Raw genomic sequence first — 25,607 nt, forward strand, 5'->3', positions numbered from 1 at the left:
GGTTACATTCCGAACCCGGAAGCTAAGCCTTACAGCGCCGATGGTACTGCAGGGGGGACCCTGTGGGAGAGTAGGACGCCGCCGAACAATTCTTCTGAAGAACCCCCATCCGGGAATCCCGGATGGGGGTTCTTTGCGTTTCCGGGTCGTCGGTGAGCCAGGACAGGGGGCAGTGGGGCCGGCGGCCGCGGGCACACCGGAAAAAATCTTGGCCGGCTGTGTCGAGAACCCGTGCCCGGCACCGTCCCCGGGGTGAACGCGGCCACAATGGGTGGCACCGGCTCCAAGGAGAAGACGATGGCCAAGTACCTGCTGCTGAAGCACTACCGGGGCGCCCCGGCCGCGGTCGACTGCACCCCCATGGACCAGTGGACGCCGGAGGAGGTCGCGGCCCACATCAAGTACATGCAGGACTTCGCGGCCCGGCTGGAGCAGACCGGCGAGTTCGTCGACGGCCAGGCGCTCGCGCCCGAGGGCACGTGGGTCCGGTACGACGGGGAGGGCCGGCCGCCGGTCACCGACGGGCCGTTCGCCGAGACCAAGGACCTGATCGCCGGCTGGATGGTGATCGACGTGGACAGCTACGAGCGCGCCCTCGAACTGGCCGGTGAGCTCTCCGCCGCCCCGGGCGCCGGTGGGAGACCGATCCACGAGTGGCTGGAGCTGCGGCCGTTCCTGGCGGCCCCGCCCACCATCACGGAGTGATCCCGGGGACGGGGGCCAGTGGAGTTCCAAGTGACTTACGGGACAGGTGAGTTCGGATGAACGAGGCCCTGCTGAGGAGCCTCACGCCGAGCGTCATCGGCATCCTCGTCCGCCGCGGAGCAGGCTTCGCGGCGGCCGAGGACGCCGTGCAGGAGGCGCTGGTCGAGGCGGTCCGGGTCTGGCCGGCCGAACGGCCCCGCGATCCCAAGGGCTGGCTGGTCACCGTGGCCTGGCGGAAGTTCCTGGACGCCACCAGGTCGGACACCGCCCGTCGACGCCGGGAGGACCTGGTCGACCTGGAGCCGGAACCGGGGCCCGCGGCCGACGCGGACGACACGCTCCAGCTCTACTTCCTGTGCGCCCACCCGTCGTTGACGCCCTCCTCGGCGGTCGCGCTGACCCTGCGCGCCGTGGGCGGGCTGACCACCCGCCAGATCGCCCGGGCCTATCTGGTGCCCGAGGCGACCATGGCGCAGCGGATCAGCAGGGCCAAGCGCACCGTCGCGGGCGTCCGGTTCGATCAGCCCGGGGACGTCGCCACCGTGCTCCGGGTCCTCTACCTGGTCTTCAACGAGGGCTACTCCGGCGATGTCGACCTCGCGGCCGAGGCCATCCGGCTCACCCGGCAGCTCGCGGCCGTGGTCGACCATCCCGAGGTGGCGGGGCTGCTGGCGCTGATGCTGCTGCACCACGCCCGGCGGGCGAGCCGGACCGCGCCCGACGGCGGTCTGGTGCCGCTCGCCGAGCAGGACCGGGCCCAGTGGGACACCGGGCTGATCGCGGAGGGCATCACGGTGCTCCAGCGGGCGCTGGCCCGGGACCGGCTGGGCGAGTTCCAGGCCCAGGCGGCGGTCGCGGCGCTGCACGCCGACGCGCTCACCGCCGAGGAGACGGACTGGGTGCAGATCGTCGAGTGGTACGACGAGCTGGTCCGGCTGACCGGGAGCCCGGTGGTGCGGCTCAACCGCGCGGTGGCCGTCGGCGAGGCGGACGGTCCGCGGGCCGGGCTGGCGGCGCTCGCGGAGCTGGACGACTCGCTGCCCAGGCGTACCGCGGTGGCGGCGTACCTGCACGAGCGCGACGGGGACGTGGTGACGGCGGCCCGGCTGTACGCGGTGGCGGCGCACGAGGCGCCCAACCTCGCCGAGCGCGACTATCTGACCCGTCAGGCGGCGCGGCTCAATGCGGTGCTGAAGGACCGTCGGACGGGCTGAAGCGCCTGGCGCGGAAGTGTGCCGGGGGCTCAGAGCCGCCCGGCGGCCTTCAGTGCCAGGTAGGTGTCGGCCAGCGCCGGGGCGATCCGGGCGGGCGGAGCGTCCAGGACGGTGGCGCCGTGGCGGGTGAGGCGCTCCGCGGTGGCCCGGCGGTCGGCGCGGGTCTGCTCGGCTGCCGCCGAGCCGTAGACCGCCTCCAGGGTGCCCCGCCCGGCGGCGAGGACGTCCAGCTGGGGGTCGGCGACCGAGGCGAGGACGACCTCGTGCCGCTTGGTGAGCATGGGCAGCAGCGGGCGCAGGCCGTCCTCGACGGGTGCCGCGTCCAGGCCGGTGAGCAGCACGATCAGCGAGCGGTGCGGCGCCATCCTGAGGGCGGTGGAGACGAGCGAGCGCATGTCGGTCTCGTGCAGCGCGGGTTCCAGGCCGGCCATGGCGTTGGTGAAGGCGGGCAGCACCTCGTGGGCCGAACCGCCGGCCACCGCGACGCGCTTGCGGGTGTCGTGGGCGAGCAGGTCGACCCGGTCGCCGGCCCGGGTGGCGAGGGCGGTGAGCAGCAGCGCGGCGTCGAGGGCGGCGTCCAGGCGGGGTGCGTCGCCGACCCGGCCGGCCGAGGTGCGGCCGGTGTCGAGGACGACGAGGATGTGCCGGTCGCGCTCGGGGCGCCAGGTGCGGACGGCGACCGTGTTCCGGCGGGCGCTGGCGCGCCAGTCGATGGAGCGGACGTCGTCGCCGGGCAGGTACTCGCGCAGGGAGTCGAACTCGGTGCCCTGGCCGCGGGTCAGCACGGAGGTGCGGCCGTCGAGTTCGCGCAGCCGGGCGAGCCGGGAGGGCAGGTGCTTGCGGCTGGTGAACGGGGGCAGCGCGCGGACCGTCCAGGGGACGAGGTGCGAGCCCTGGCGGCCGGCCAGGCCGAGCGGGCCGAGCGAGCGGACCGTCACCCGGTGGGCGTGGTGGTCGCCGCGGCGGGTGGGGGTGAGCACGGTGGTGACCCGGCGCCGTTCGCCGCCGGGGAGGTCCAGGGGGTGCCGGGAGGCGGCCTCGGCGGTGCCGGGGCGCCAGGCGGAGGGGGCCCAGGCGTCGCGGACCAGGCCGCGGAGCGGGCGGCCGGAGGGGTTGGTGACGGTCAGTTCGACCGTGGCGGGCTCGCCGAGCCGGACGGTGGTGTCGCCGGCCCTCCCGAACCGCAGGCCGCGGACGGGGGCGGCGAGCACCAGGTCGACCGCGACGGCGACCAGCACCGCACCGGTGACCAGGCCGATCCCGGTCCAGGACGGCAGCAGCAGACCCACGACGAGCGCGCCGAGTGCGGCGAGCAGGGCGGTTCGCCCGGTGAGGGCCATGCGGTGCGCTCCTTCGGAAACCCGGATGCCGGAAGCCCGGAAGCCCGTGAGCGGGAGGGCCGTGAGCCGGAGAGCCGGATCGGGTGCGGTCAGTGGTGCGGTGCGGTCAGCGGTGCGGCGAGAGCTGCGGCGAGAGCTGCGGCGAGAGCCGGACTCAGCGGGGCGCGGGCGTCTGGGCGAGGACGGCCTGGATGACGGAGTCGGCGGTGACTCCCTCCATCTCCGCCTCGGCGCGCAGGGCGACCCGGTGCCGCAGCGTGGGCAGGGCGAGCGCCTTGACGTCGTCCGGGGTGACGTAGTCGCGGCCGGCGAGCCAGGCCCAGGCGCGGGAGGCGGCGAGCAGGGCGGTGGCGCCGCGCGGGGAGACGCCGATGGACAGCGACGGGGACTGCCGGGTGGCCCGGCAGAGGTCGACGATGTAGGCGAGGACCTCGGGGGAGACGGTCAGCCTGGCGATCTGCTCGCGGGCGGCGGCCAGGTGCTCGGGGCCGGCGACCGGGCGGACGCCGGCCGCGCCGAGGTCCCGCGGGTCGAAGCCCGCGGCGTGCCGGGAGAGCACCTGGAACTCCTGGTCGCGGTCGGGCAGCGGCAGGACCAGCTTGAGCAGGAAGCGGTCCAGCTGGGCCTCGGGCAGCGGGTAGGTGCCCTCGTACTCGACCGGGTTCTGGGTCGCGGCGACCAGGAACGGGACGGGCAGCGCGCGCGGCTCGCCGTCCACCGTGACCTGGTGCTCCTCCATGGCCTCCAGCAGGGCGGCCTGGGTCTTCGGCGGGGTGCGGTTGATCTCGTCGGCGAGCAGCAGGTTGGTGAAGACCGGGCCGGGCTGGAAGGAGAACTCGGCGGTGCGGGCGTCGTAGACGAGCGAGCCGGTGACGTCGCCGGGCATCAGGTCGGGGGTGAACTGGATGCGCTTGGTCCCCAGGCTGAGCGCGGTGGACAGGGTGCGCACCAGCAGGGTCTTGGCGACGCCGGGGACGCCCTCCAGCAGCACGTGGCCGCCGCAGAGCAGGGCGACGACCAGGCCGGTCACGGCGGCGTCCTGGCCGACGACGGCCTTGCCGATCTCGGCGCGCAGGGCGGTCAGCGCGCCGCGCGGGTCGATGTGCGGATCGGTGGCGGGGGTGGCGGGTGCCGTGCCGGGGACGGAGCGGAGCTGGGCGGTTGCCTGGTCGGTCACGGGTTCCGTACCTGCCTTTCGAGGGCGTCGAGGTCGTCGGCGATCCGCAGCAGCGCGGCGTCGTCGGTCGGGGGCGGGCCGTACAGCAGGGCCCGGACGTCCCCGGCGGGCCGTTCGGGCAGCCGGCCGGCCACGGCGGCGCAGAGCGCCTCGGGGTCGGGCGCGCCCGCCTGGAGCGGGACGCCCAGAGCGGGGGCGAGACGGTGGGCGGCGGCGCCGCGCAGGGCCTCGGCGGCGCGGCCGCGGGCCCTGGCCCGCCGGTAGAGGCGGGCGCGGCCCTCGGTGGTCTCGGCGGCGCGGACCACCACGGGCAGGTTCTCGCTGACCACCGGGCCGAGCCGGCGCCCGCGCCACAGGGCGGCGAGCACGGCGGCGACGGCGAGCTGGTAGCCGGCCCAGCGCCAGCCGTCCGGGAGGTAGTCCTCGAAGGTCTTGGTGCGGGAGCTCTCGGGGAGCGGGACGGAGTAGTCGGGCAGGTGCCAGGTGAGGCGGGGCTGCGAGCCGAGCAAGCCGAGGGCGAGGGAGGCGTCGCCGTCCTCGGTCAGCCGGCCGTTGTGCAGGAAGGTGCCGCTGCCGAGCACGATGACGTCCCGGTCGCCGTCGCCGGCCGGGAGGTGGACCAGCGGGTAGCCGTGGCCGCGGGGGTAGCAGCCCTCGCCGCGGCTGCCGCTGGTGTAGAGCATGCCGCCCTGCTGGGCGCTGCCGGCCTGGACGGCCTCGGGGAGGGAGCATTCCGCGGGGGTGGAGCGGACGGCGGCGTACGGCGGCCCGCCCGCGTCGTCGGAGAGCCGGATACCGGGGGCGAGCACGGTGAGCGCGGCCGGTCCCGGGGCGACCAGCACCAGTCGCCGGTGCCGGGCGGCGGCGATGCCGTGCAGCTGGGCGGGGCTGAGCAGGTCGGGCTCGGGCAGGACGAGGGTGTCCTGACCGCCCGGGGAGAGCGCCGGGTCGGTGGTGAACCCGGCCTTGAGGCCCTGGCGTTCGAGCAGCGCGATGACGGCGTGGGTGCCGTCGCGGTCGTACGAGCGCGGGTCCAGTGGCGGGTAGCGGCGGTCCTGGCCGAGCGCGGACACGGCGGCGGCGCCGATCAGCAGGGCGGCGAGGACGGCCAGGTACCAGCGGGCCCGGCGCCACAGGGTGCGCGCGGTGGGCGCGAGGCTGGTCGGGGCGGCGGCGGGCGCTTCGACGGGCGGCACCGGGGCGGGTGTGGGGACGGTGCCGGTCATGCCGCTCCTCCCGGGGTCGGGGCGGGGACGGCGGCCTGGTCGGGCGTGAGGACCGGGCGGGTGCGTTCCAGCGTCTGGTCGAGCTCGTGCAGCAGCCGGTACGCGTCCTGGTCGGCGGTGTGTTCGCCGTACGCGATGTCGTCGAAGGTCCGGGCGGCGGCGGCCAGGGCGGCGGCGTGCTCGGGCAGTGCCCGGCCGGCCTCGGCGGCGGCCTCGTCGGCGGTGCGGCCGGGGCGGGTGTCGAGCAGGGTGCGCTCCTCCAGGCCGCGGACCAGCGCGCGCATCTGCTCGCGGACGGCCTCGGTCCAGCGTCCGGCGGCGGCGTGCCCGGCGGCGTCCGCCCGGTACCGGGCGGCGCTGCGCGGGCCTTCGGCGCCGTACACGTCCTGGACGGTGCGGGCAGTGCGGCGGGGTGCGCCGAGGCGCCACCAGAGCGCGGCGCCGATCAGCACCGCGACGATCAGGAAGAGGATCAGTCCGGTGGTGCCGCTGGTGCCCTCGCCGGAGATGCTGTCGAGCGCGTCGGCGATGTGGTCGTAGAACCAGTCCGTGATCCGTTGCAGCACGGACGGGTCGTGCTTGTGGTACTCCGCGTCGAGAAGCTCGTCGCGGGCGGCGTCGCGCGCCGGGTCACGCGGGACGGTGACCGGGGCGCCGCCCGCGACGAGGAGCCTGTCCCCCCAGCTGGGCATCCGGTTCAGCGCCTCGCCGTGGTCGGGTCGCCCGGCCCGTTCCGGCCGGTGCCGCCGTAGTCGGGCAGACCGGCGGCGCGGGCGAGCTCGATGTCCAGGGCCTCGCGGCGGATCCGCTGGTCGATGTAGACCAGCACGCCGACGGTGGCGATGAACGGGGTGGTGAAGGTGCCGGCGATGATCCCGGCGACCGCCAGCAGGATCACCATGGCGGTGCCCTGGTCGGCGGTGGTGGGCAGGCCCTGGCCGTCGAGGCTCTCGAAGCCGAGGGCCAGGCCGAGGAACTGGAACGGGACGATGACGATCATCGCGGTGATGAACGCCAGGATCTGGGCCAGGACGGTGATGCCGAGGACCCGCCACCAGGCGCCGCGGACCAGGCGCCGCGAGCGCGACAGCGCCGTCAGCACGCCCTGCTTCTCCAGCATCAGGGCGGGGGCGGCGAGGCTGAAGCGCACCCACAGCCAGATGGCGACGGGCGCGGTCAGCAGGGCGACCAGGGTCAGCAGGCCGGCGATCGCGTCGGAGTCCGCGCCGGCGGCGGAGTAGCCGATCAGCGGGAGCAGGCCGAGCAGGATCACCCCGGGGCCCAGCAAGAGGGTGAACACGGTCAGCCCGAGCAGTTGCAGCAGCCGGGGACGGGCGTCGCGCCAGGCCTCCCCGGCGGTCACGGGCCGGCCGAGGACGGCGCGGCTGACCACGATGGTGAGCAGCGCGGTGGCGAACACGGTGAGCAGCAGGTCGAGCGGCAGCCCGGCCAGCATCCGCAGGGTCGGGGTGGCCGCGCCGGTCCTGCCCTTGACCAGCAGGTTGACCAGGACGGTGCCAGCCTGGGAGACGACGGCGAGGCCGAGCGAGAACGCGAGCACGGTGCGCCAGTGCCGGCGGACGGTGGTGACGGCGCCGTCCAGCAGTTCGCCGACGGTCAGCGGGCGCAGCGGGATGACGCCCGGCTTGGGGCTCAGCGGGGCGCCCCAGCCGTACGGGCGTCGGCCGCCGGGCTGCTGCTGCCCCCACTGCTGCCCACCGTGCTGTTCCTGCCGGGGGGCGCCGGCCGGGCCGGTCCAGCCGGGGGTGGCCTGCGGTGGTGCCGACGGCCCGGGCACGGCGGCGGGCGCGTCGGCCGGGGGCCGGGCGCCGTCGCGGGGCGGCTCGGACGAGCTGGGCGAGGCCCAGCCCGGGGTGTCGGTCATCACTGCTCCTCGGAGGGCGTCAGGGGCGCGACTGCGGGCGGTCTCCGCCCGCGCGCAGCGCCCATCGTGCCATGGGGCCGGAAACCGGCCCCACGGTGATCGGGTTGCCGATCGGCAACGGCCCTCCGGGGCGGGCCGGGTGGTGGTCCGCGAGGCGTTCCGAGCCGCCCCGGCAGGGTTATTCGCCCGGTATGGCCGGAATGCACCGGCAGGGGAGTTGGCCGTTCTGGAGCATTGGCACTGCTGTGCGGCAGGTCACAATCCGGTAATGAGAAGATGGACGCATGAAGGGACGCGTCCTCGTCGTTGATGACGACTCCGCACTGGCCGAGATGCTCGGTATCGTGCTGCGTGGTGAGGGTTTTGAGCCGTTTTTCGTCGCGGATGGAGACAGGGCGCTAGCCGCGTTCAGGGAGACCAAGCCAGACCTGGTCCTGCTGGACCTGATGCTGCCCGGCAGGGACGGTATCGACGTCTGTCGGCAGATCCGGGCGGAGTCCGGCATCCCGATCGTGATGCTGACCGCGAAGACCGACACGGTCGACGTCGTGGTGGGCCTGGAATCGGGTGCCGACGACTACGTCACCAAGCCGTTCAAGCCCAAGGAGCTGGTGGCCCGGGTGCGCGCCAGGCTGCGCCGCGCCGAGGAGCCCACTCCCGAGCAGCTGACCATCGGCGACCTGGTGATCGACGTGGCGGGCCACTCGGTCAAGCGGGACGGCCGGGGCATCCCGCTGACCCCGCTGGAGTTCGACCTGCTGGTCGCGCTGGCCCGCAAGCCCTGGCAGGTGTTCACCCGCGAGGTGCTGCTGGAGCAGGTCTGGGGCTACCGGCACGCGGCGGACACCCGCCTCGTCAACGTCCACGTGCAGCGCCTGCGCTCCAAGATCGAGAAGGACCCGGAGCGCCCCGAGATCGTGGTGACCGTCCGCGGCGTCGGCTACAAGGCCGGACCCAGCTGACGTGACGGACCGGGCAGACGACACCCCGTCGGGTTCCGCGACCGACGGGGCCGGGGCCGTGCGCGGCGACGTGCTGAGTTCGACCACCCGCCGCCGGCGCGGCCCCGCGGGTGCGGTCGGGCTGGTGAAGCGTCAGCTGCGCCGCCCCGTGCACCGGGTGGCCACGCTGTACCGCCGGTCGATCCAGCTGCGCGTGGTCGCGGTGTCCCTGCTGGCGTCCATCGCGGTGGTCCTGGTGCTGGGCGTGGTCGTGGTGGCGCAGGTGCGCACCGGCCTGCTCGACACCAAGATCGACGCCGCCCGCGCGCAGGCCAGGATCGGCTTCCAGGTCGAGCAGAAGAAGATCGACGAGGCCGGGGAGCAGAAGCTGCGCGGCGGCGGCGACCCGGCCGTCGACGAGGTCGGTACCTGGCTGCTGCGGCAGGTCAACGACCTGGCCGGGAGCGGGCAGACCGTGTACTCGGTGATCGCGATGGCCCCCGGCACCGGCACCGTCGTCCCGGACACCGCCGGCTTCGCGCCGCGCTACTCGGGCGACATCCAGCCGAACAGCATCCCGGACTCCCTGCGGGCCAAGCTGCGCTCCGAGCCCACCCAGCAGATGTTCGACCAGCCGACCCGGATCCACCGCTCGCCCGAGAGCAGCGTCAAGTCGGAGCCGGGGCTGGCCCTCGGCATGCAGTTCGTCGGCCCGGGCGGGACGCCGTACCAGCTGTTCTACGTGTTCTCCTTCGGGCAGGAGACCGACACCCTCAACCTGGTCACCGGCACCCTGGCGACCGCCGGCGTGTTCGTGGTGATCCTGATGGGCGGCATCGCCTGGGTCGTGGTGCGCCAGGTCGTCACCCCGGTCCGGATGGCCGCCGGGATCTCCGAGCGGCTCGCCGACGGGCACCTGGAGGAGCGGATGAAGGTCACCGGGACGGACGACATCGCCCGCCTCGGGGAGTCCTTCAACCGGATGGCCAACGCCCTCCAGGCGCAGATCCGCCAGCTGGAGGAGCTGTCCCGGGTGCAGCGGCGGTTCGTCTCCGACGTCTCGCACGAGCTGCGCACGCCGCTGACGACGGTCCGGATGGCCGCCGACCTGATCTACGACAGCCGCGAGGACCTGGACCCGATGGCGGCCCGCTCGGCGGAGCTGCTCCAGGGCCAGCTGGACCGCTTCGAGTCGCTGCTCGCCGACCTGCTGGAGATCAGCCGCTTCGACGCCGGCGCCGCGATCCTGGACGCCGAGCCGGTCGACCTGCGCGAGATCGTGGCCCGGGTGCTGGAGGCCGCGGACCCGCTGGCCCAGGCCAAGGGCAGCGCCGTGGTGATCCGCGGCGACGGCGAGCCGGTGCTCGCCGAGGTGGACTCCCGCCGGATCGAGCGCATCCTGCGCAACCTGGTGGTCAACGCCCTGGAGCACGGCGAGGGCCGCGAGGTGGTGGTCCGGCTGGGTTCCGCGGACGGCGCGGTCGCGGTCGGCGTGCGCGACTACGGCATCGGTCTCAAGCCGGGCGAGGCGTCCCGGGTGTTCCACCGCTTCTGGCGGGCCGACCCGTCCCGGGTGCGGACCACCGGCGGCACCGGCCTCGGCCTGTCCATCGCCGTCGAGGACGCCCACCTGCACGGCGGCTGGCTCCAGGCCTGGGGCGAGCCGGGCGGTGGATCGCACTTCCGGCTCACCCTGCCGCGCACCCGCGGCGGCGAGATCACCAGGGCGCCGTTCCGGCTGGAGCCGGAGGACTCCCGCAACAACCGGGGCCTGGGCGCGCAGGGCACACCGTACCGGCGGGCGATCAGCCCGGCGGGATCGACGGCGACGGCCGCCGTCGAGGACCACGCGGAGACGCCGGAGGGCAACGGCCTCGGCAGCGGGCTCGGCGGGGTGCTGAACATCGGCCCGGGGCTGGGCCGGCGCCGGCTGCCCGAGGGCCCGCGCGCGGACCCCTCGGACGTGCGGGCGGCGGCCGGGTACGGGGCCACCGGCGCCCAGGTCATGGTGGACCCGACGCCGGGACGGCTGTCGGTGGCACAGCGGACGGCGGAGCCGGACGCCACGGGTGGGACGACGGACGCGGAGGGGTCGCAGCGTGCGAAGGACGAGCAACAGGACTGAGCCGCGGGTCCTCGCGGTGGTCGGCGGGCTGCTCGGCGCCCTGGTGGCGAGCGGCTGCGCGGCCATGCCCGACTCCGGCGGCATCACCAGGGTGGAGCTGTCCCAGGGCTCGGCCGACAAGAACCTCCAGGCCCGGGTCTACCCGGTGGCGCCCGGCAAGGGCGCCAAGCCACGCGAGCTGCTGACCGGGTTCCTGGACGCGGTGACCGCCGACGAGGGGTACGACACCGCGCGCAAGTACCTCACCGAGAGCGCCGCCGCGGACTGGAAGCCGGAGCTGGGGATCGTGGTGCTCGCGTCCACGACCATCCCGGCCGGCCAGGACGTCACCGACGCGGACACCACGGTCTCGGTGCCGGTGAGCGGGCAGCTGGTCGCCAACGTCGACGAGAAGCACTCGTACCGGCTGGTCGCCGGGCAGAACAACAGCGTCTCCGACTTCACCTTCGTCCGGAAGGACGGCGAGTGGCGGATCGACAAGCTGCCGTCCGGCGTGATCATGAACGAGACCAACTTCCGGAACAGCTTCCGGCAGGTCGAGCGGTTCTTCTACACCGCGCCCGACCCGTCGGCGGTGGCCTCGGGGAACGTCGGCCAGGAGGTGCTGGTCGCCGACCCGATCTACCTGCGGCGCCGGGTGGACCCGCTGGCCTCGGCGGCCCAGGCGGTGGCCGACGGACCCTCGAAGTGGCTCTCGCAGGTGGTCAGGACGGCGTTCCCGGACGGCACCAGGGTCGAGCGGGTGACCATGGACGACTCCAAGGGCGCCCACGTGCAGCTCGGCGCGGCCGACCTCGGCGAGCCGATGGCCTGCCGCCGGATGGCGACCCAGCTCTTCTACACCCTCGCCGACCAGGGCAAGGGCCAGTTCGACAAGCTGGAACTGAAGGGGCCCGGCGGTTCCTGCACCGCCACCCGCGGCGACAGCCCGGCCACCGGTCCCGGCTCCCTGGCCGGGCAGGCGGCCCCGACGCAGTACTACCAGCGTGCCGACGGCGCCCTGGTGGCGACCGACGAGGGGCGCCCCGGCGACCCGGTCCGCGGCATCCTCGGCAAGCCGCAGTCGAACACCAAGCCGCCGCTCGGCGTCTTCGCGGTCAGCCGCGGCGCCAACCAGGCCGCCGCGATCAGCGAGGACGGCCACCAGGTCTACTCGGTGCCGCTGGCGGACAACGCGGTGGCCATGGGCGAGCCGGTGCTCAGCTCGCCGGCCAAGGGCGGCGACAAGGAGGACGGCTTCGACTCGCCCAGCTGGGACGGCCGCGGCGACCTCTGGGTGGTGGACCACAACAAGCAGGCACCGCGGGTGGTGATGGTGCGCGGCGCCAAGCCGTACACCGTGTCGGTCGAGGGGCTGACCGGACAGACCGTGCAGGCGCTGAAGATCTCCTCGGACGGCCTCCGGGTCGCCCTGGTGGTCAGGACCCAGGGCTCGGCGATCCGCTCGCTGATGTTCGGGCTGGTGGTGCACGGCGGCACCCCGCAGGCGCCGACCGTGAAGATCACCGATCTGCGCCGGGCCGCTCCCACGCTCACCGACGTCGCCTCGGTGTCCTGGGCGGAGAGCGACCAGCTGGTCGTGCTCGGCAAGGAGGCCGACCGGACCCAGCAGCTGTACTTCATCAGCACCGACGGTTCGCAGAGCACGGACACCCAGTTGCAGAGCGCCGAGAGCATGCTGACCGTCGCGGCCTCGGAGTCCCGGCAGGACCGCCTGGCTCAGGTGCCGTCGGTGCTCGCGATGGGTGAGGTCAAGCAGACGGACGGCAAGCCGAGCGAGATCAAGGCCTTCCGCCTGGTCAACAACCAGTGGCGGGAGACCTCGCTGATCGACAAGCCACGGTCCTTCTTCTACGCGGGCTGAGGCCCGGGCGGGCTGACGGGGCGTTCGGGTGGGGGCCGCGCGCCCTCCCGGGGGCTCCCCGGGGCCTTCCTGTGCCTCCCTGGCGTCTTCCCCGCGCCCTCGCGGTGGGCTGACGGGGTGCCGGCGGTCAGCCGGCCTGGTGCGCCGTCGCCGCGACCGTGGCTCCGGCCAGGGCGGGCAGCCCGGCGTCGGCCAGGGCCCTGGCGGCCTCGGCGAGGCTGGCCCCGGTGGTCACCAGGTCGTCCACCAGCACCGGGTGACGGCCGGTCAGGCCCGCCAGGCGAGTCACGCCCGCCGGCCCCGTCCCGGCGCGCGGCGGCACGGTGAGCGCGCCGTGCAGGTTGCGGCGCCGCTCGGCGGCGTTCAGCCCGCTCTGGTCGGCGACCGGTCTGGTGTGCCGCAGCAGCGGCGCGGTCCGTACGTCGAGGCCGGCCCGGCGCAGCGAGCGGGCGGCCGCCCCGGCCAGCCGCAGCGTCGGATCGTGTCCGCGGGCGCGGACCGCGGAGCGCGCCGAGGGCATCGGGACCAGCAGTAGCGGCGCGGCCCCGGCCCGTGCCCCCAGGGCGGAGCGCACCGCCCGGCCGAGGGCCTCGCCGAGCGGCCCGGCCAGCCGCAGCGCGCCCCGCTCCTTGTGCGCGAGCAGCAGTTGGCGGACCGGACCGGCGTACGGCGCGGCGGCGTGCGCCCAGGGCAGCAGGGTGGGGGCGGGCCTGGCGGCGGCCAGCGCGTGCCGGCAGGCCGGGCAGAGCTGGGTGCGCTCGCTGCCGCAGCCCGCGCAGTCGGCGGGCAGCAGGACGTCCAGCAGGCCGGCCAGCGCGTGGCCGAGCGGTCCTTGGACGGACGGCGGGCGGGTAGAGGAGGGGGACGTCGGCACGGCTGCTCCTGGCGGCGGCAGACACGGAGAGTCAGCACAGGATCGGCCGTATGGGGGGCGTTGTCCAGGCATTTACCCATACTTCACCCACGGGAGGGTAGACAGGGTGCACCAGCTTGACCGCCCGACCGCAGTATCGGGTCATACCCTCCTTATCGCCTGAGGAGGCGAAAAACCCGTGTGAGGTGTTCGATAAGGCCCAGGGGGTTTCAAACGTCCCTGGTGGGGAGGAAGTGAGGTGAGGGCCAGTCGTTTCCCGCCGCTGGCGGCGGGGGGCGGGGGGCCGGCAGTGGACGGGCTGGTCCAGCTGGGTCTCAGTCCGGTCCGGTAGCACCCGGATCGGCGTCAGCACGAGGGATCGGAGTTCTGCGTGGACATCGTCGTCAAGGGCCGCAAGACCGAGGTGCCCAAGAGGTTCCGCGAGCACGTGGCCGAGAAGCTGGAGAAGGTCCAGAAGTTCGACGCCAAGGCCATCAGCCTCGACGTCGAGGTGTCCAAGGAGCACAACCCGCGGCAGGCCGACCGCTCCGATCGGGTGGAGATCACTCTCCGCAGCCGCGGCCCCGTGATCCGGGCCGAAGCCGCCGCCGGGGACCCGTACGCGGCGCTCGACCTGGCGTCGGCGAAGCTCGACGCGCAGCTGCGCAAGTCCGCGGACCGGCGCCGGGTGCACAAGGGCGGCGCCAACGGCCGCACCCCGATCAGCGTCGCCGAGGCGACCGCGTCCCTGGCCTCGCTGCCGGAGACGACGGCGCCGGAGAACGAGACGAACGGCGCTGTCCGCAAGACCATGATGGGATCCGTGGAAGTGGAGGGCGAAGGCCCGCTGGTGGTCCGGGAGAAGACGCACCCGGCCGCCCCCATGGCGCTGGACCAGGCGCTCTACGAGATGGAGTTGGTCGGCCACGACTTCTATCTCTTCGTGGAGAAGGACAGCGGTCTGCCGAGCGTGGTCTACCGCCGGCACGGTTACAACTACGGCGTCATCCACCTCCAGACCGACCTCGCGGCCGGGGCGGGCAGTGGGGCGGGCGGCGCGATCGGCGGGTCCGACGGCGAGGACTGACCGTCCGAGCAGCGATGGAGGGGTGACCCCGGCGGCCGCGGCCGCCGGGGTCACCGGCGTTCGGGGGCAGGGCGGTTCGAACGGCGCCGTGTCCCGGGGCGGGGTCACCCGATGCGGGGGAATCGGCATCGGAGCGTGACCGTGGCGGGTTCGGGGCGTGGAATGATTGGCGCACGACGACCCGCGAAGGGGGAGGAGCGGATGGGGGATCACTTCGGGCTGGGGCCCGGCAGGCCCGGGATGCCGTTGGGGGCGGAGGAGGAGCCTGCGTACGAGCCGCGCCGGGGTGAGCCGATCCGCGTGTTGGTGGTGGACGACCACGCGCTGTTCAGGCGGGGTCTGGAGATCGTCCTCGCGGAGGAGCCGGACATCAAGGTCGTCGGCGAGGCCGGGGACGGCGCCGAGGCGGTGCTGAAGGCCGCTGACCTGCTGCCCGACATCATCCTCATGGACGTCCGGATGCCGCGCCGCAGCGGGATCGAGGCCTGCACGGCGATCAAGGACGTGGCGCCCAGCACCAAGATCATCATGCTGACGATAAGCGACGAGGAGGCCGACCTCTACGAGGCGATCAAGGCGGGGGCCACCGGCTACCTGCTCAAGGAGATCTCCACCGACGAGGTCGCCACCGCGATCCGCGCGGTCGCCGACGGGCAGTCGCAGATCAGCCCCTCGATGGCGTCCAAGCTGCTCACCGAGTTCAAGTCGATGATCCAGCGCCGCTCGGACGACCGGGACCTGGTGCCCGCACCCCGGCTCACCGACCGGGAGTTGGAGGTGCTCAAGCTGGTGGCGACCGGGATGAACAACCGGGAGATCGCCAAGGAGCTGTTCATCAGCGAGAACACGGTGAAGAACCACGTGCGCAACATCCTGGAGAAGCTCCAGCTGCACTCCAGGATGGAGGCCGTGGTGTACGCGATGCGGGAGAAGATCCTCGAAATAGGGTGAGCCGGCCGGGACCTACCGGTCCGCCAGCAGTTTCTCCAGGGTCGGGCGCAGCCGCTCGTCGTGCAGCGTCCCGACCCGCACCTCGTCGCAGCCGACCCAGTCGGCGGCCTCGCGCAGGGCCGTCGCCAGCGCCTCGACGTGCCGGGTGCCGCCGCCTTCCAGCGAGACCTGGCGGGCGACCAGGGTGCGGCCCTCGCGGGCCGGGTCGACCCGGCCGACCAGCCGGCCGCCGGTCAGCAGCGGCATCGCGAAGTAGCCGTGCACCCGCTTGTGCTTGGGGGTGTAGGCCTCCAGCCGGTGGGTCATCCCGAAGATCCGCTCGGTGCGGGCGCGGTCCCAGACCAGCGAGTCGAACGGCGAGAGCAGCGTGGTGCGGTGGCGCCCGCGCGGGGGTGCGGCGAGGGCGGCCGGGTCGGCCCAGGCGGCGGCCGGGGCGCCGTCCTGGCCCCAGCCGGCCACCTCGACCGGGACCAGCCCGCAGTCGGCGAGCACCGGGTCCAACTCCTCGGCGCGCAGCCGGTGGTAGTCCAGCAGGTCGGTCCTGGTGGCCACGCCGAGCGCGGCGCCGGCCTGGGCGACCAGGGTGCGCACGCACTCCTCGTCCGACCGCTGCTGCCCGAGCAGGGCGTCCGGGACGGCCTGCTCGGCCAGGGCGTAGACCCGCTTCCAGCTCCGGCGTTCGGTGCAGACCACGTCGCCGAAGGCCAGCGCCCGTTCGACCGCGATCTTGGTGTCGGACCAGTCCCACCACTCGGCGGTCTTCTTGGCGCCGCCCAGCTCGGTGGAGGTCAACGGCCCCTCGGCGCGCAGCTTGTCGAGCACGCCGCGGTAGGTCTCGGGCGTGACCTGGTAGCCCCAGAGGTGGCCGCGGTCGCGGTAGCGGCGGCGTCGGAAGGCGAACAGCGGCCACTCCTCGACCGGCAGGACGCAGGCCGCGTGCGACCAGTACTCGAAGCTGGTGCCGCCGCCCCAGTAGGCCGCCTCCACGGCGGGCCGGCCGACCGCGCCGAGGCGGGCGTACGGGATCAGCTCGTGGGAGCGGGCGAGCACCGAGATGGTGTCCAGCTGGACGGCGCCCAGGTGCCGCAGCACCCCGCGCACCCCGGCCCTGCGGTCGGGCGCTCCCAGCAGGCCCTGGGCGCGCAGGGCGATCCGGCGGGCTTCGTCCGCACCGAGGGTGGTGACGGGCGCGGGGCGGGGGACGGCGGCAGTCATGGCGGCGAGCGTATCCCGGTGCACCGACGGTGCGGACGGGCTCAGTGGAGGTCGGCGGGCAGCAGGGAGGCGATCCAGGCGTCGTGGAAGACGCCGCGCTGCTCGGCGTACGAGCGCAGGGTGCCCTCGAAGCGGTAGCCGGCCTTCTCGGCGACCGCGCGGGAGCCCTCGTTGCCGACGTAGGCCTGCCACTCCAGGCGGCGCAGGCCGAGCTCGCGCAGGCCGTGGCGGGAGACGGCACGGGCGGCCTCGGTGGTGTAGCCGCGGCCGCGGAACTCCTTCACCGCCCACCAGCCGATCTCGGCGGAGCCCGGATCGTGGGGGCGCAGGACGAGCGCCTGGGAACCGACCAGGGCGCCGGAGCCGCGCTCGAACACGCACCAGATCCGGTTCGCTCCGGTGCGCCCGCCCTCGACGGCGAGATCGCGCACGAAGTACTCCGCGTCCTCGCGCCGGTACGGCGACGGCACGACCGTCCAGCGCTGGATCTCCGGGTCCTGGCAGGCGGCGAAGACCGCGTCGATGTCGGACTCCCGAGGGGCGCGCAGGACGAGCCGCTCGGTGGTGAGGGTGGCCGGTTCCGTGGCGGTTTCTTCCATGAACGGATTATTCCGCCGGGCGGGAGGGCGGGCATCCGAATATCCCGCCGGTCCGCCGTTCCGCCCGCCGGTCGCGGCCGCGGGCGGCCAACTCTCCGGCTCGCCGACCGTTTTGCCCCGGTGGACGGTGCTATCGGGCCATGTGCTCGCGCGGGTGACACGGGAATACCGTGCTGACGCACCTCCCGGGGGGTTGGACTCCTCGCATACGATGGCCCGTGCGGTGGGGTGGACCCCCCGTGCAGTCGTCCAGTGCCAATACAGGCAAGGAGCCCGCTCAAGTGTCCGTCTTCGACAAGATCCTGCGCGCCGGCGAGGGCAAGATCCTTCGCAAGCTGCAGCGGATTGCTGCCCAGGTCAACTCCATCGAAGAGGACTTCGTCAACCTCACCGACGCCGAGCTGCGCGCTCTGACCGACGAGTACAAGCAGCGGCTGGTGGACGGCGAGAGCCTGGACGACATCCTCCCCGAGGCGTTCGCCACCGTCCGCGAGGCCGCCAAGCGGGTGCTCGGCCAGCGGCACTACGACGTCCAGCTGATGGGTGGCGCGGCCCTGCACCACGGGTACGTCGCGGAGATGCGCACCGGTGAGGGCAAGACCCTCGTCGGCACCCTGCCCGCGTACCTGAACGCCCTGACCGGCAAGGGCGTCCACCTGATCACCGTCAACGACTACCTCGCCGAGCGCGACTCGGAGTGGATGGGCCGGGTGCACCGCTTCCTCGGCCTCGAAGTCGGCGTGATCCTGGGCAGCATGACGCCCGCCGAGCGCAAGCGGCAGTACGGGATGGACATCACGTACGGCACGAACAACGAGTTCGGCTTCGACTACCTGCGCGACAACATGGCCTGGTCGAGGGACGAACTCGTCCAGCGCGGCCACAACTTCGCGATCGTCGACGAGGTCGACTCGATCCTGATCGACGAGGCCAGGACCCCGCTGATCATCTCCGGCCCGGCCGACCAGGCGACCAAGTGGTACGCCGACTTCGCCAAGCTGGTGCAGCGCCTGAAGGTCGACCGCGACTACGAGGTCGACGAGAAGAAGCGCACCGTCGGCGTCCTGGAGGAGGGCGTCGGCAGGGTCGAGGACTACCTGGGCATCGACAACCTCTACGAGTCGGTGAACACCCCGCTGGTCGGCTTCCTGAACAACGCGATCAAGGCGAAGGAGCTGTACAAGAACGACAAGGACTACGTCGTCATGAACGGCGAAGTCATGATCGTGGACGAGCACACCGGCCGCATCCTGGCCGGCCGCCGCTACAACGAGGGCATGCACCAGGCGATCGAGGCCAAGGAAGGGGTGGAGGTCCAGAACGAGAACCAGACCCTGGCCACCATCACCCTCCAGAACTTCTTCCGCCTGTACGACAAGCTCGCGGGCATGACCGGTACCGGCACCACCGAGGCCGCCGAGTTCCACCAGATCTACAAGCTCGGCGTGGTGCCGATCCCGACCAACAAGACGCCGCTGCGCCTCGACCAGCCCGACCTGATCTACAAGTCGGAGCCGGCCAAGTTCGCCGCCGTGGTCGAGGACATCGCCGAGAAGCACGAGAAGGGCCAGCCGGTGCTGGTCGGCACCGTATCGGTCGCGAAGTCCGAGTACCTGTCGCAGGAGCTGCGCAAGCGCGGCATCCCGCACGAGGTGCTGAACGCCAAGCACCACGAGCGCGAGGCGCAGATCGTCGCGCAGGCCGGCCGCAAGGGCGCCGTCACCGTCGCCACCAACATGGCCGGCCGCGGTACCGACATCATGCTGGGCGGCAACGCCGACCACCTGGCCGCCGCCGAGCTGGCGCAGCGCGGGCTGACCCCGACGGACACCCCGGACGAGTACGAGTCCGCCTTCCCGGCCGCGCTGGAGAAGGCCAAGGTCTCGGTGAAGGCCGAGCAGGACGAGGTCAAGGAGGCCGGCGGCCTCTACGTCCTCGGCACCGAGCGGCACGAGTCCCGTCGGATCGACAACCAGCTGCGCGGCCGCTCCGGCCGTCAGGGCGACCCGGGCGAGTCCCGCTTCTACCTGTCGCTGGGCGACGACCTGATGCGCCTGTTCAAGGCCGGCATGGTCGAGCGCGTGCTCTCGATGGCCAACGTGCCCGAGGACGTGCCGATCGAGTCCAAGATGGTCACCCGCGCCATCGCCTCGGCGCAGACCCAGGTCGAGCAGCAGAACTTCGAGATCCGCAAGAACGTCCTCAAGTACGACGAGGTGCTCAACCGCCAGCGCGAGGTCATCTACGGCGAGCGCCGCCGGGTGCTGGAGGGCGAGGACCTCCAGGAGCAGGTCGGCCACTTCATGGACGACACCGTCGAGGCGTACGTCCGGGCCGCCACCGGCGAGGGCTTCGAGGACGACTGGGACCTGGACAAGCTCTGGACCGCGCTCAAGCAGCTCTACCCGCTCACCCTCGACCTGGAGGAGCTGGAGGAGGAGGCCGGCGGCCAGGCCGGGCTGACCCCCGAGTTCCTGATCAAGTCCATCCAGGAGGACATCCAGGCCGAGTACGGCGCCCGCGAGGACCAGCTGGGCGCGGAGATCGTGCGCGAGCTGGAGCGCCGGGTCGTGCTGTCGGTGCTGGACCGCCGCTGGCGCGAGCACCTCTACGAGATGGACTACCTCCAGGAGGGCATCGGCCTGCGGGCCATGGCGCAGCGCGACCCGCTGATCGAGTACCAGCGCGAGGGCTTCGACATGTTCACCGCGATGATGGAGGGCATCAAGGAGGAGTCCGTCGGCTACCTGTTCAACCTGGAGGTCCAGGTCGAGCAGCAGGTCGAGGAGGTCCCGGTCGAGGACGCCCAGGTGGTGCTCGACAAGCTGGAGAAGGACGCCGCCCGCCCGGAGATCAAGGCCAAGGGCCTGGAGGCCCCGAAGCCGCAGCGGCTGCACTACACGGCCCCCTCGGACGAGGTCGGCGGCGGTGTCATCGAGGGCGACTTCGAGGACCTCGCGCCGGAGGACGAGGGCGACGGGATGACCCGCGCCGAGCGCCGCAAGGCCGCCAAGTCCACCAAGGGCCGCCGCCGCAAGGGCTGAGCCGGCCGTGCGGTCCGGCCCGGGCACCGAGCCCGGGCCGGACGGCGGACACCAGTCAGGACGCCACGCAGGGCGCCGTTCCCGGTCCGGGACGGCGCCCTGCGCCGTCGTGTACCGCCGGGTGCGGGTGCCGCACCGACGGACGCGTGCCAGGGCGCTCACCGGGCCTCCACGGCGGTGCACTGCCACTGCCCGGCCGGGCCGCGCTGCTCCAGCCGGAAGGCCACCATGTGGTGCCGCCGGCCGAGGTCGACCCGGACGCAGGCCTCGACCGCGTCCGGCGAGGGGGAGCGGTCGTGCACCGGGCCGAGCCGCGGCCGGCCCACGGGGCCGCCGCGGCGCAGCGCCCCGGCCCTGACCAGTGAGGCGAGCTGCCCGTAGCCGGCCAGGCTGGTGTGCCGCATCAGCTGCCCGGAGGGCCGCACGCCGGTGAGCACCTCGACCAGCCGGCGGGCGAAGCGGGCGGCCAGCGCTCCTGAGTCGGCTCCGCCGGCGGGGGCGGCCCCGGGGGCGCCGGTGCAGGCGGCGCGCGGGTGGCGCGGCCGGCGCCCGGCCGGGTCGCAGCCGTCGGCGCCGTGCGGACGGCGGTGCGGGCGGGCGGTGCGGTGGGCGCTGCACTGGGCGGTCACGGCAGTGGCTCCTCGGCTGGGTGGTGCGGGTACGGACGGGTCCAGGCTGGGGGCGTCCCGCACCCGGCGGCAACGGGTTTCCCGGGCGGTCGTGGCGGGCCGCAGACTTCACCTATCCGGGGGAACCGGCCAGTGCGGCGCCGGGTCGGCCGGGCCGTTCGACGGCGCCGGGTTGACGTACGGGGGCGGGCCGTACGCTCCGAAAGGGGACGCCCGGGGTGGGCGGACCGGGTGGCGGCGCGCGGCCGCCGCATTGCGCCGTACCGCCCCGGCGCGCACCATCGGAGCCTGACCGGGAGCGGACGGCCGGGCTCCCAGGACGAGACGAGGGGCGGCCGGTATGACGACACGGGTGGCAGCAGGGCCGACCCCGGCGGCCGCGGGCACCGCCCCGCCCGCCGCGGGCCCGACCCGGCGCGGCCTGGTGCTGGGTGGCGGCGGGATGCTCGGCGCGGCCTGGACGGTCGGTGCGCTGTGCGCCGTCGAGGAGGCCACCGGGCGCCAGCCGGGGGAGGCCGACGTCCTGCTCGGCACCTCGGCGGGCGCGATCCTCGCCGCGATGCTGGCCGGCGGCGTCCGCCCCGAGCAGCTGCGCGACCACCAGCGCGGCCTGTCGATCACCGAGGGCCCGCTGGCCGGGGTGCCCTTCGACTACGACGCCGCCGTCGGCGGCGCGCTGCCGCCCCGCCCCCGGGCCGGCATCGGCTCGCCCGGCCTGCTGCGCGACGCCGTCCGGCACCCGCGCGAGTACCCGCTGCTGACCATGGTCTCGGCGATCGCCCCACACGGCCGCGGCTCGCTGGCGCCGGTCGGCGAGCTGGTGCGCGGCCTGCTCGGCCCCGACGGCTGCTCGCCCGACGCCGACGGCCCGCCCGACGCCGACGCCCCGCCCGGCCCGGGATCACCGCTGCGGGTGGTGGCCGTGGACTACCGCAGCGGCCACCGGGTGGTCTTCGGCGATCCGGAGGCCCCGGCCGTGCCGGTCCCCGACGCCGTGATGGCCTCCTGCGCGATCCCAGGATGGTTCGCGCCGGTGCGCCTGGACGGCTCGGCCTACGTGGACGGCGGCTGCTGGTCCGCCACCAACGCCGACCTGATGCTCGGCCGGGGGCTGGACGAGGTGTACGTGCTGGCCCCGATGGCCCTGCGGCTGGACCCGCGGAACGCCGGCGTCCCCCAGGAGGGCCGGGAAGGCCCGCTCGGCCGCGGCCGCGACACCCTGGCCGCGCTGCGCGAGTGGCGCGCCAGGGACCGCCCGCGCGGCGTGCTGGCCCAGCTGGTGAGCCGCTACCGCCGCGCCGTCACCCGGCAGCTGCTCCGCGAGGCCGCGCTGCTGCGGGCCGAGGGCGTCCGGGTGCGGCTGCTCGCGCCGACCCTGGCGGACCTCGCGGTGATGGGTCCCAACATGATGGACCCGGCCCGCCGCGGCGCCGTCCTGGAGAGCGCCCTGCGCACCAGCAGGGAGGCCCTGGGCGCCGGTCGGTGAGCGGGAGCCGGCCACCGGGGCCCGCGCGGAGCTTATTCTTGGGGCGCTGGAGAATCTGTGCCGCTGGACGAACCCCGCTGGACGAACCGGAGAGTGCCACCGATGCGCGTGTACGTGCCCACCACCCTGACCGGCCTGGCGGCGGCACACGAGGGCGGCGCCCTGGACCAGTCCGCCGCGTACGCCGTGACGCCCGCGCTGCGCGAGTGGTACGTCAGCGACGACATCGAGGAGCTGGAGTACGCGGCGCTGAACCGGGCCGCGCAGTCCTCGCTGCGGCTGCTGGCCGCCGACGGGGACGCCCCGCGCCGCCGGGTCGTGGTGGCGCTGGACGTGGCCGACGCGTCGGTGCGGCCCTTCCCCGGCGACGAGTACCAGGACCAGGCCTCGCTCGGCCGGGTGGTGCTGGCCGGCCCGGTGCGGCTGGCCAAGGCGGCCGCGGTGCACGCCGACGTGGCGGACACCGAGGTGGTCACGGACGTGGCGGCGGCGGTGGCGGCGGTGGCCGCGGCCGACGCGGGCGACCAGGACGCCCAGTTCACCGTGGACGGCGCGGAGGACCACGACCTGCTCTGGTTCGCGACCCAGGAGATCTCCTCGCTGCTCGCGTGAGTTCCGCCCTACCGGCGGGTCGCCCGATCGGGTTACCGTTTCACCCCGTGCGCACTCACATCGTTTGGGACTGGAACGGCACCCTCTTCCACGACATGGAGGCGGTGCTCGGAGCGAGCAACGCCGCGTTCGCGACCATCGGCGTCGGTCCGATGACCATGCAGCAGTACCGCGAGCAGTACGAGATCCCGATCCCCCGCTTCTACGAGCGGCTGCTCGGCCGGATGCCCTCCCCGGAGGAGTGGCTGGAGCTCGACGAGGCCTTCCACGTCCGCTACGGCGAGCTGAGCCCCGGGTGCGGCCTGACCGAGGGCGTGCGGGACCTGCTGGCGGGCTGGCAGTCGGCCGGGCACAGCCAGTCGCTGCTGTCGATGTACGAGCACGACAAGCTGCTCCCGCTGGTCGACACCTTCGGCCTGACCGGCAGCTTCCTGCGGGTGGACGGCCGCAGCGGCCCGTCCGGCGGGCAGAAGGCGGAGCACCTGACCCGGCACCTGGCCGCGCTCGCCCGGCAGGTCGACCCGGCCCGCACCGTGCTGATCGGCGACGCCGCGGACGACGCCCTCGCGGCGTTGGGGGCGGGCGCCCACGCGGTGCTGTACACCGGTGGTTCGCACACCAGGGAGAAGCTGGAGCCGGTCGGCGTCCCGGTGGTGGACAGCCTGGCCGAGGCGGTCGAGCTGGCCGGCCGGATCGCCGGCTGATCCCGGGGGAGCGCCCCGGGGCCACGGCACGTCCCGGCGGACGTGGCGGGCGCCACGTCCGCCGCCCGCGTGTCTGAACGGGCGGATCCCGCCCGGGCTGGTCAGGCTGGTGTCACACCCGACCAGCCGCCAGGACGGAGCCGTCATGCCCATCGACGCAGTCACCGAGGTGCCGACCCCGGTCAACGAGCCGGTGCGGGCCTACGCGCCCGGCAGCCCGGAACGGGACCGGCTGGTCCGGCGGCTGGACGAGCTGTCGGCCGAGCAGGTCCCGCTGCCGATGACCATCGGCGGCGAACAGCGCTTCGGCGGCGGCGAGCGGATCGAGGTCGTCCAGCCGCACCACCACGCCGCCAAGCTCGGGGTGCTCGGCAACGCCACCAGGGAGGACGCCAGGGCGGCGGTGGACGCGGCGCTGGCCGCCGGGCGGCGGTGGCGCTCGCTCTCCTTCGACGACCGCGCGGCGGTCTTCCTGCGCGCCGCGGACCTGCTGTCCGGCCCCTGGCGGGAGACGCTCAACGCGGCGACCATGCTCGGCCAGTCCAAGACCGCCCAGCAGGCCGAGGTCGACTCCGCCTGCGAGCTGATCGACTTCTGGCGGTTCAACGTCCACTTCGCCCGGCAGATCCTGGCCGACCAGCCGATCTCCTCGCCCGGCGTGTGGAACCGGACCGACCACCGCCCGCTGGAAGGTTTCGTCTACGCGGTCACCCCGTTCAACTTCACCGCGATCGCCGGCAACCTGCCGACCGCCCCCGCGCTGATGGGCAACACCGTGGTCTGGAAGCCCGCGCCGGCCCAGACCCTGGCCGCGTACCACCTGATGCGGCTGCTGGAGGCGGCGGGCCTGCCGCCCGGGGTGATCAACCTGGTGACCGGCGACGGCCTCCAGGTCTCCCCGGTCGCGCTGGCCGACCCGGCGCTGGCCGGGCTGCACTTCACCGGCTCCACCGCCACCTTCCAGTCCCTGTGGCAGACCATCGGGGCCAACATCGGCGGCTACCGCACGTACCCGAGGATCGTCGGGGAGACCGGCGGCAAGGACTTCCTGCTGGCCCACCGCTCGGCCGACCCGGACATCCTGCGGACCGCGCTGATCCGCGGCGCCTTCGAGTACCAGGGCCAGAAGTGCTCGGCGCTCTCCCGCGCCTACCTGCCGCGCAGCCTCTGGCAGAAGATCAAGGACGACTTCCTGGCCGAGGTGGACGCCCTCGCGGTGGGCGACGTGACCGACCTGTCGAACTTCATGGGCGCCCTGATCGACCGGCGGGCCTTCGAACGGAACCGGGACGCCATCGACCGGGCGAAGGCCGATCCGACGATCGAACTGGCGGCCGGCGGACAGTACGACGACGCGATCGGCTGGTTCGTCCGCCCGACCGTGCTGGTCTCCTCCGACCACCGGGGCGACATCTTCAGGACCGAGTACTTCGGCCCGATCCTCGCCGTCCACGTCTACGAGGACTCCCGCTGGGACGACGTGCTCCGCCGGGTCGACGGCGGCGCCCCGTACGGCCTGACCGGTTCGGTGATCGCGCAGGATCGTTACGCCATCGCCCAGGCCGTCGAGGAGCTGCGCTTCACCGCGGGGAACTTCTACATCAACGACAAGCCGACCGGCGCCGTGGTGGGCCAGCAGCCCTTCGGCGGCGGCCGGGCCTCCGGCACCAACGACAAGGCGGGCGCCCCGCAGAACCTGCTGCGCTGGACCTCGGCCCGCTCGATCAAGGAGACCTTCGTCCCCCCGATCCATCACGGCCACCCGCACATGGGCTGAGAGTGAACACCAGGATCCGGTTTGGACATGCTGTCCAGGACGGACCCGACTTCCTGCGGGTTTGCGCCTACCTGTCCCTGTGCACCTTCGATTGATCCGGTTAGGCTGGCTGGCGTCGTCGGGTGGCTTGCAGGACGAATGAGACGTCCTACCCGCTGGGCGGGCGTTTCATG

21 protein-coding genes and 1 rRNA gene are annotated in these 25,607 nt (G+C 73.8%); 13 read left to right on the plus strand and 9 right to left on the minus strand.

The window, feature by feature from the left end; all coding sequences use genetic code 11:
- The 3 genes from rrf to ACZ7C5_RS25060 all read left to right on the plus strand — a co-directional run.
- A 5S ribosomal RNA gene (rrf, locus tag ACZ7C5_RS25050) occupies positions 1 to 87 on the plus strand; the annotation flags it as partial.
- Positions 88 to 297: 210 nt separating this feature from the next.
- Positions 298 to 705, plus strand: coding sequence for a YciI family protein (locus ACZ7C5_RS25055; protein ID WP_401090945.1), 408 nt, complete (start codon positions 298 to 300; stop codon positions 703 to 705).
- Between the two features lie 56 nt (positions 706 to 761).
- Complete coding sequence (locus tag ACZ7C5_RS25060) at positions 762 to 1,919, plus strand: RNA polymerase sigma factor (RefSeq protein ID WP_470323496.1); 1,158 nt, start codon at positions 762 to 764, stop codon at positions 1,917 to 1,919.
- Positions 1,920 to 1,948: 29 nt separating this feature from the next.
- On the opposite strand, the gene ACZ7C5_RS25065 is transcribed toward ACZ7C5_RS25060, so the two are convergent.
- The 5 genes from ACZ7C5_RS25065 to ACZ7C5_RS25085 form a co-directional block, all read right to left on the minus strand.
- A complete protein-coding gene (locus ACZ7C5_RS25065) occupies positions 1,949 to 3,259 on the minus strand; it encodes a DUF58 domain-containing protein (RefSeq protein WP_401090729.1) in 1,311 nt (436 codons plus the stop codon).
- Positions 3,260 to 3,413: 154 nt separating this feature from the next.
- Complete coding sequence (locus ACZ7C5_RS25070) at positions 3,414 to 4,436, minus strand: AAA family ATPase (RefSeq protein ID WP_401090731.1); 1,023 nt, start codon at positions 4,434 to 4,436, stop codon at positions 3,414 to 3,416.
- Positions 4,433 to 5,662, minus strand: a complete 1,230-nt coding sequence (locus tag ACZ7C5_RS25075; protein WP_401090733.1) for a DUF4350 domain-containing protein — start codon at positions 5,660 to 5,662, stop codon at positions 4,433 to 4,435. The genes ACZ7C5_RS25070 and ACZ7C5_RS25075 overlap by 4 nt, the downstream gene beginning before the upstream one ends.
- Positions 5,659 to 6,354 carry a DUF4129 domain-containing protein gene (locus ACZ7C5_RS25080; protein ID WP_470323497.1) on the minus strand — a complete coding sequence of 232 codons (696 nt, stop codon included), beginning with the start codon at positions 6,352 to 6,354 and terminating at the stop codon, positions 5,659 to 5,661. Before ACZ7C5_RS25080 ends, ACZ7C5_RS25075 begins: the two co-directional genes overlap by 4 nt.
- Before the next feature lie 5 nt (positions 6,355 to 6,359).
- Positions 6,360 to 7,547, minus strand: a complete 1,188-nt coding sequence (locus ACZ7C5_RS25085) for a DUF7847 domain-containing protein (protein WP_401090736.1) — start codon at positions 7,545 to 7,547, stop codon at positions 6,360 to 6,362.
- 284 nt (positions 7,548 to 7,831) lie between these two features.
- On the opposite strand from ACZ7C5_RS25085, the gene mtrA reads away from it, so the two are divergent.
- The 3 genes from mtrA to ACZ7C5_RS25100 are packed head-to-tail and all read left to right on the plus strand — an operon-like array spanning position 7,832 to position 12,477.
- Positions 7,832 to 8,509 (plus strand): MtrAB system response regulator MtrA, encoded by a 678-nt coding sequence (mtrA, locus tag ACZ7C5_RS25090; protein ID WP_030247322.1) that lies wholly within the window; start codon positions 7,832 to 7,834, stop codon positions 8,507 to 8,509.
- Between the two features lies 1 nt (position 8,510).
- Positions 8,511 to 10,613 carry an MtrAB system histidine kinase MtrB gene (mtrB, locus tag ACZ7C5_RS25095; protein ID WP_401090737.1) on the plus strand — a complete coding sequence of 701 codons (2,103 nt, stop codon included), beginning with the start codon at positions 8,511 to 8,513 and terminating at the stop codon, positions 10,611 to 10,613.
- The gene (locus ACZ7C5_RS25100; RefSeq protein ID WP_401090739.1) at positions 10,588 to 12,477 is read left to right on the plus strand and encodes an LpqB family beta-propeller domain-containing protein; all 1,890 of its coding nucleotides are present in this window, start codon (positions 10,588 to 10,590) and stop codon (positions 12,475 to 12,477) included. The genes mtrB and ACZ7C5_RS25100 overlap by 26 nt, the downstream gene beginning before the upstream one ends.
- Positions 12,478 to 12,604: 127 nt before the next feature.
- Here ACZ7C5_RS25100 and ACZ7C5_RS25105 read toward each other — a convergent pair whose 3' ends face one another.
- On the minus strand, positions 12,605 to 13,351 hold the full coding sequence (locus ACZ7C5_RS25105; protein ID WP_470323498.1) for a ComF family protein: 747 nt from the start codon (positions 13,349 to 13,351) through the stop codon (positions 12,605 to 12,607).
- Positions 13,352 to 13,721: 370 nt separating this feature from the next.
- Between ACZ7C5_RS25105 and hpf the strand changes: the two genes are divergently transcribed.
- Positions 13,722 to 14,417, plus strand: a complete 696-nt coding sequence (gene hpf, locus ACZ7C5_RS25110; protein ID WP_188300879.1) for a ribosome hibernation-promoting factor, HPF/YfiA family — start codon at positions 13,722 to 13,724, stop codon at positions 14,415 to 14,417.
- A 201-nt stretch (positions 14,418 to 14,618) separates the two neighbouring features.
- The gene (locus ACZ7C5_RS25115; protein WP_188300880.1) at positions 14,619 to 15,368 is read left to right on the plus strand and encodes a response regulator; all 750 of its coding nucleotides are present in this window, start codon (positions 14,619 to 14,621) and stop codon (positions 15,366 to 15,368) included.
- A 12-nt stretch (positions 15,369 to 15,380) separates the two neighbouring features.
- On the opposite strand, the gene ACZ7C5_RS25120 is transcribed toward ACZ7C5_RS25115, so the two are convergent.
- Both ACZ7C5_RS25120 and ACZ7C5_RS25125 read right to left on the minus strand, forming a co-directional pair.
- Positions 15,381 to 16,583 (minus strand): winged helix-turn-helix domain-containing protein, encoded by a 1,203-nt coding sequence (locus tag ACZ7C5_RS25120; protein WP_470323499.1) that lies wholly within the window; start codon positions 16,581 to 16,583, stop codon positions 15,381 to 15,383.
- A gap of 41 nt (positions 16,584 to 16,624) precedes the next feature.
- The gene (locus tag ACZ7C5_RS25125) at positions 16,625 to 17,182 is read right to left on the minus strand and encodes a GNAT family N-acetyltransferase (RefSeq protein ID WP_470323500.1); all 558 of its coding nucleotides are present in this window, start codon (positions 17,180 to 17,182) and stop codon (positions 16,625 to 16,627) included.
- A 281-nt stretch (positions 17,183 to 17,463) separates the two neighbouring features.
- On the opposite strand from ACZ7C5_RS25125, the gene secA reads away from it, so the two are divergent.
- Entirely contained in the window at positions 17,464 to 20,226 is a 2,763-nt protein-coding gene (secA, locus tag ACZ7C5_RS25130) for a preprotein translocase subunit SecA (protein WP_401090747.1), read from the plus strand.
- Positions 20,227 to 20,384: 158 nt separating this feature from the next.
- Here the strand turns inward: secA and ACZ7C5_RS25135 are convergent, their stop codons facing one another.
- Positions 20,385 to 20,855: an Rv3235 family protein gene (locus ACZ7C5_RS25135; protein ID WP_470323501.1), complete on the minus strand. Its 471-nt coding sequence runs from the start codon at positions 20,853 to 20,855 to the stop codon at positions 20,385 to 20,387.
- Between the two features lie 352 nt (positions 20,856 to 21,207).
- Here ACZ7C5_RS25135 and ACZ7C5_RS25140 point away from each other — a divergent pair, with 352 nt between their 5' ends.
- The 4 genes from ACZ7C5_RS25140 to pruA all read left to right on the plus strand — a co-directional run bounded on the left by ACZ7C5_RS25140 (position 21,208) and on the right by pruA (position 25,434).
- Complete coding sequence (locus ACZ7C5_RS25140; RefSeq protein WP_401090751.1) at positions 21,208 to 22,341, plus strand: patatin-like phospholipase family protein; 1,134 nt, start codon at positions 21,208 to 21,210, stop codon at positions 22,339 to 22,341.
- Between the two features lie 102 nt (positions 22,342 to 22,443).
- Positions 22,444 to 22,953, plus strand: coding sequence for a DUF6912 family protein (locus ACZ7C5_RS25145; protein WP_401090753.1), 510 nt, complete (start codon positions 22,444 to 22,446; stop codon positions 22,951 to 22,953).
- Between the two features lie 47 nt (positions 22,954 to 23,000).
- The gene (locus tag ACZ7C5_RS25150; protein ID WP_470323502.1) at positions 23,001 to 23,657 is read left to right on the plus strand and encodes an HAD family hydrolase; all 657 of its coding nucleotides are present in this window, start codon (positions 23,001 to 23,003) and stop codon (positions 23,655 to 23,657) included.
- 151 nt (positions 23,658 to 23,808) lie between these two features.
- Positions 23,809 to 25,434 (plus strand): L-glutamate gamma-semialdehyde dehydrogenase, encoded by a 1,626-nt coding sequence (pruA, locus tag ACZ7C5_RS25155; protein WP_401090947.1) that lies wholly within the window; start codon positions 23,809 to 23,811, stop codon positions 25,432 to 25,434.
- The last annotated feature ends 173 nt before the right edge of the window (positions 25,435 to 25,607 follow it).

The organism is Kitasatospora sp. NPDC036993, from assembly GCF_055607525.1.

Coding starts and splice junctions, on each gene's coding strand:
- ACZ7C5_RS25125 (WP_470323500.1), bottom strand. CDS start 17,182: ATGGAAGAAACCGCCACGGAACCGGCCACCCTCACCACCGAGCGGCTC.
- ACZ7C5_RS25080 (WP_470323497.1), bottom strand. CDS start 6,354: ATGCCCAGCTGGGGGGACAGGCTCCTCGTCGCGGGCGGCGCCCCGGTC.
- ACZ7C5_RS25145 (WP_401090753.1), top strand. CDS start 22,444: ATGCGCGTGTACGTGCCCACCACCCTGACCGGCCTGGCGGCGGCACAC.
- ACZ7C5_RS25065 (WP_401090729.1), bottom strand. CDS start 3,259: ATGGCCCTCACCGGGCGAACCGCCCTGCTCGCCGCACTCGGCGCGCTC.
- ACZ7C5_RS25115 (WP_188300880.1), top strand. CDS start 14,619: ATGGGGGATCACTTCGGGCTGGGGCCCGGCAGGCCCGGGATGCCGTTG.
- ACZ7C5_RS25055 (WP_401090945.1), top strand. CDS start 298: ATGGCCAAGTACCTGCTGCTGAAGCACTACCGGGGCGCCCCGGCCGCG.
- mtrA (WP_030247322.1), top strand. CDS start 7,832: ATGAAGGGACGCGTCCTCGTCGTTGATGACGACTCCGCACTGGCCGAG.
- ACZ7C5_RS25075 (WP_401090733.1), bottom strand. CDS start 5,662: ATGACCGGCACCGTCCCCACACCCGCCCCGGTGCCGCCCGTCGAAGCG.
- ACZ7C5_RS25060 (WP_470323496.1), top strand. CDS start 762: ATGAACGAGGCCCTGCTGAGGAGCCTCACGCCGAGCGTCATCGGCATC.
- ACZ7C5_RS25085 (WP_401090736.1), bottom strand. CDS start 7,547: ATGACCGACACCCCGGGCTGGGCCTCGCCCAGCTCGTCCGAGCCGCCC.
- ACZ7C5_RS25120 (WP_470323499.1), bottom strand. CDS start 16,583: ATGACTGCCGCCGTCCCCCGCCCCGCGCCCGTCACCACCCTCGGTGCG.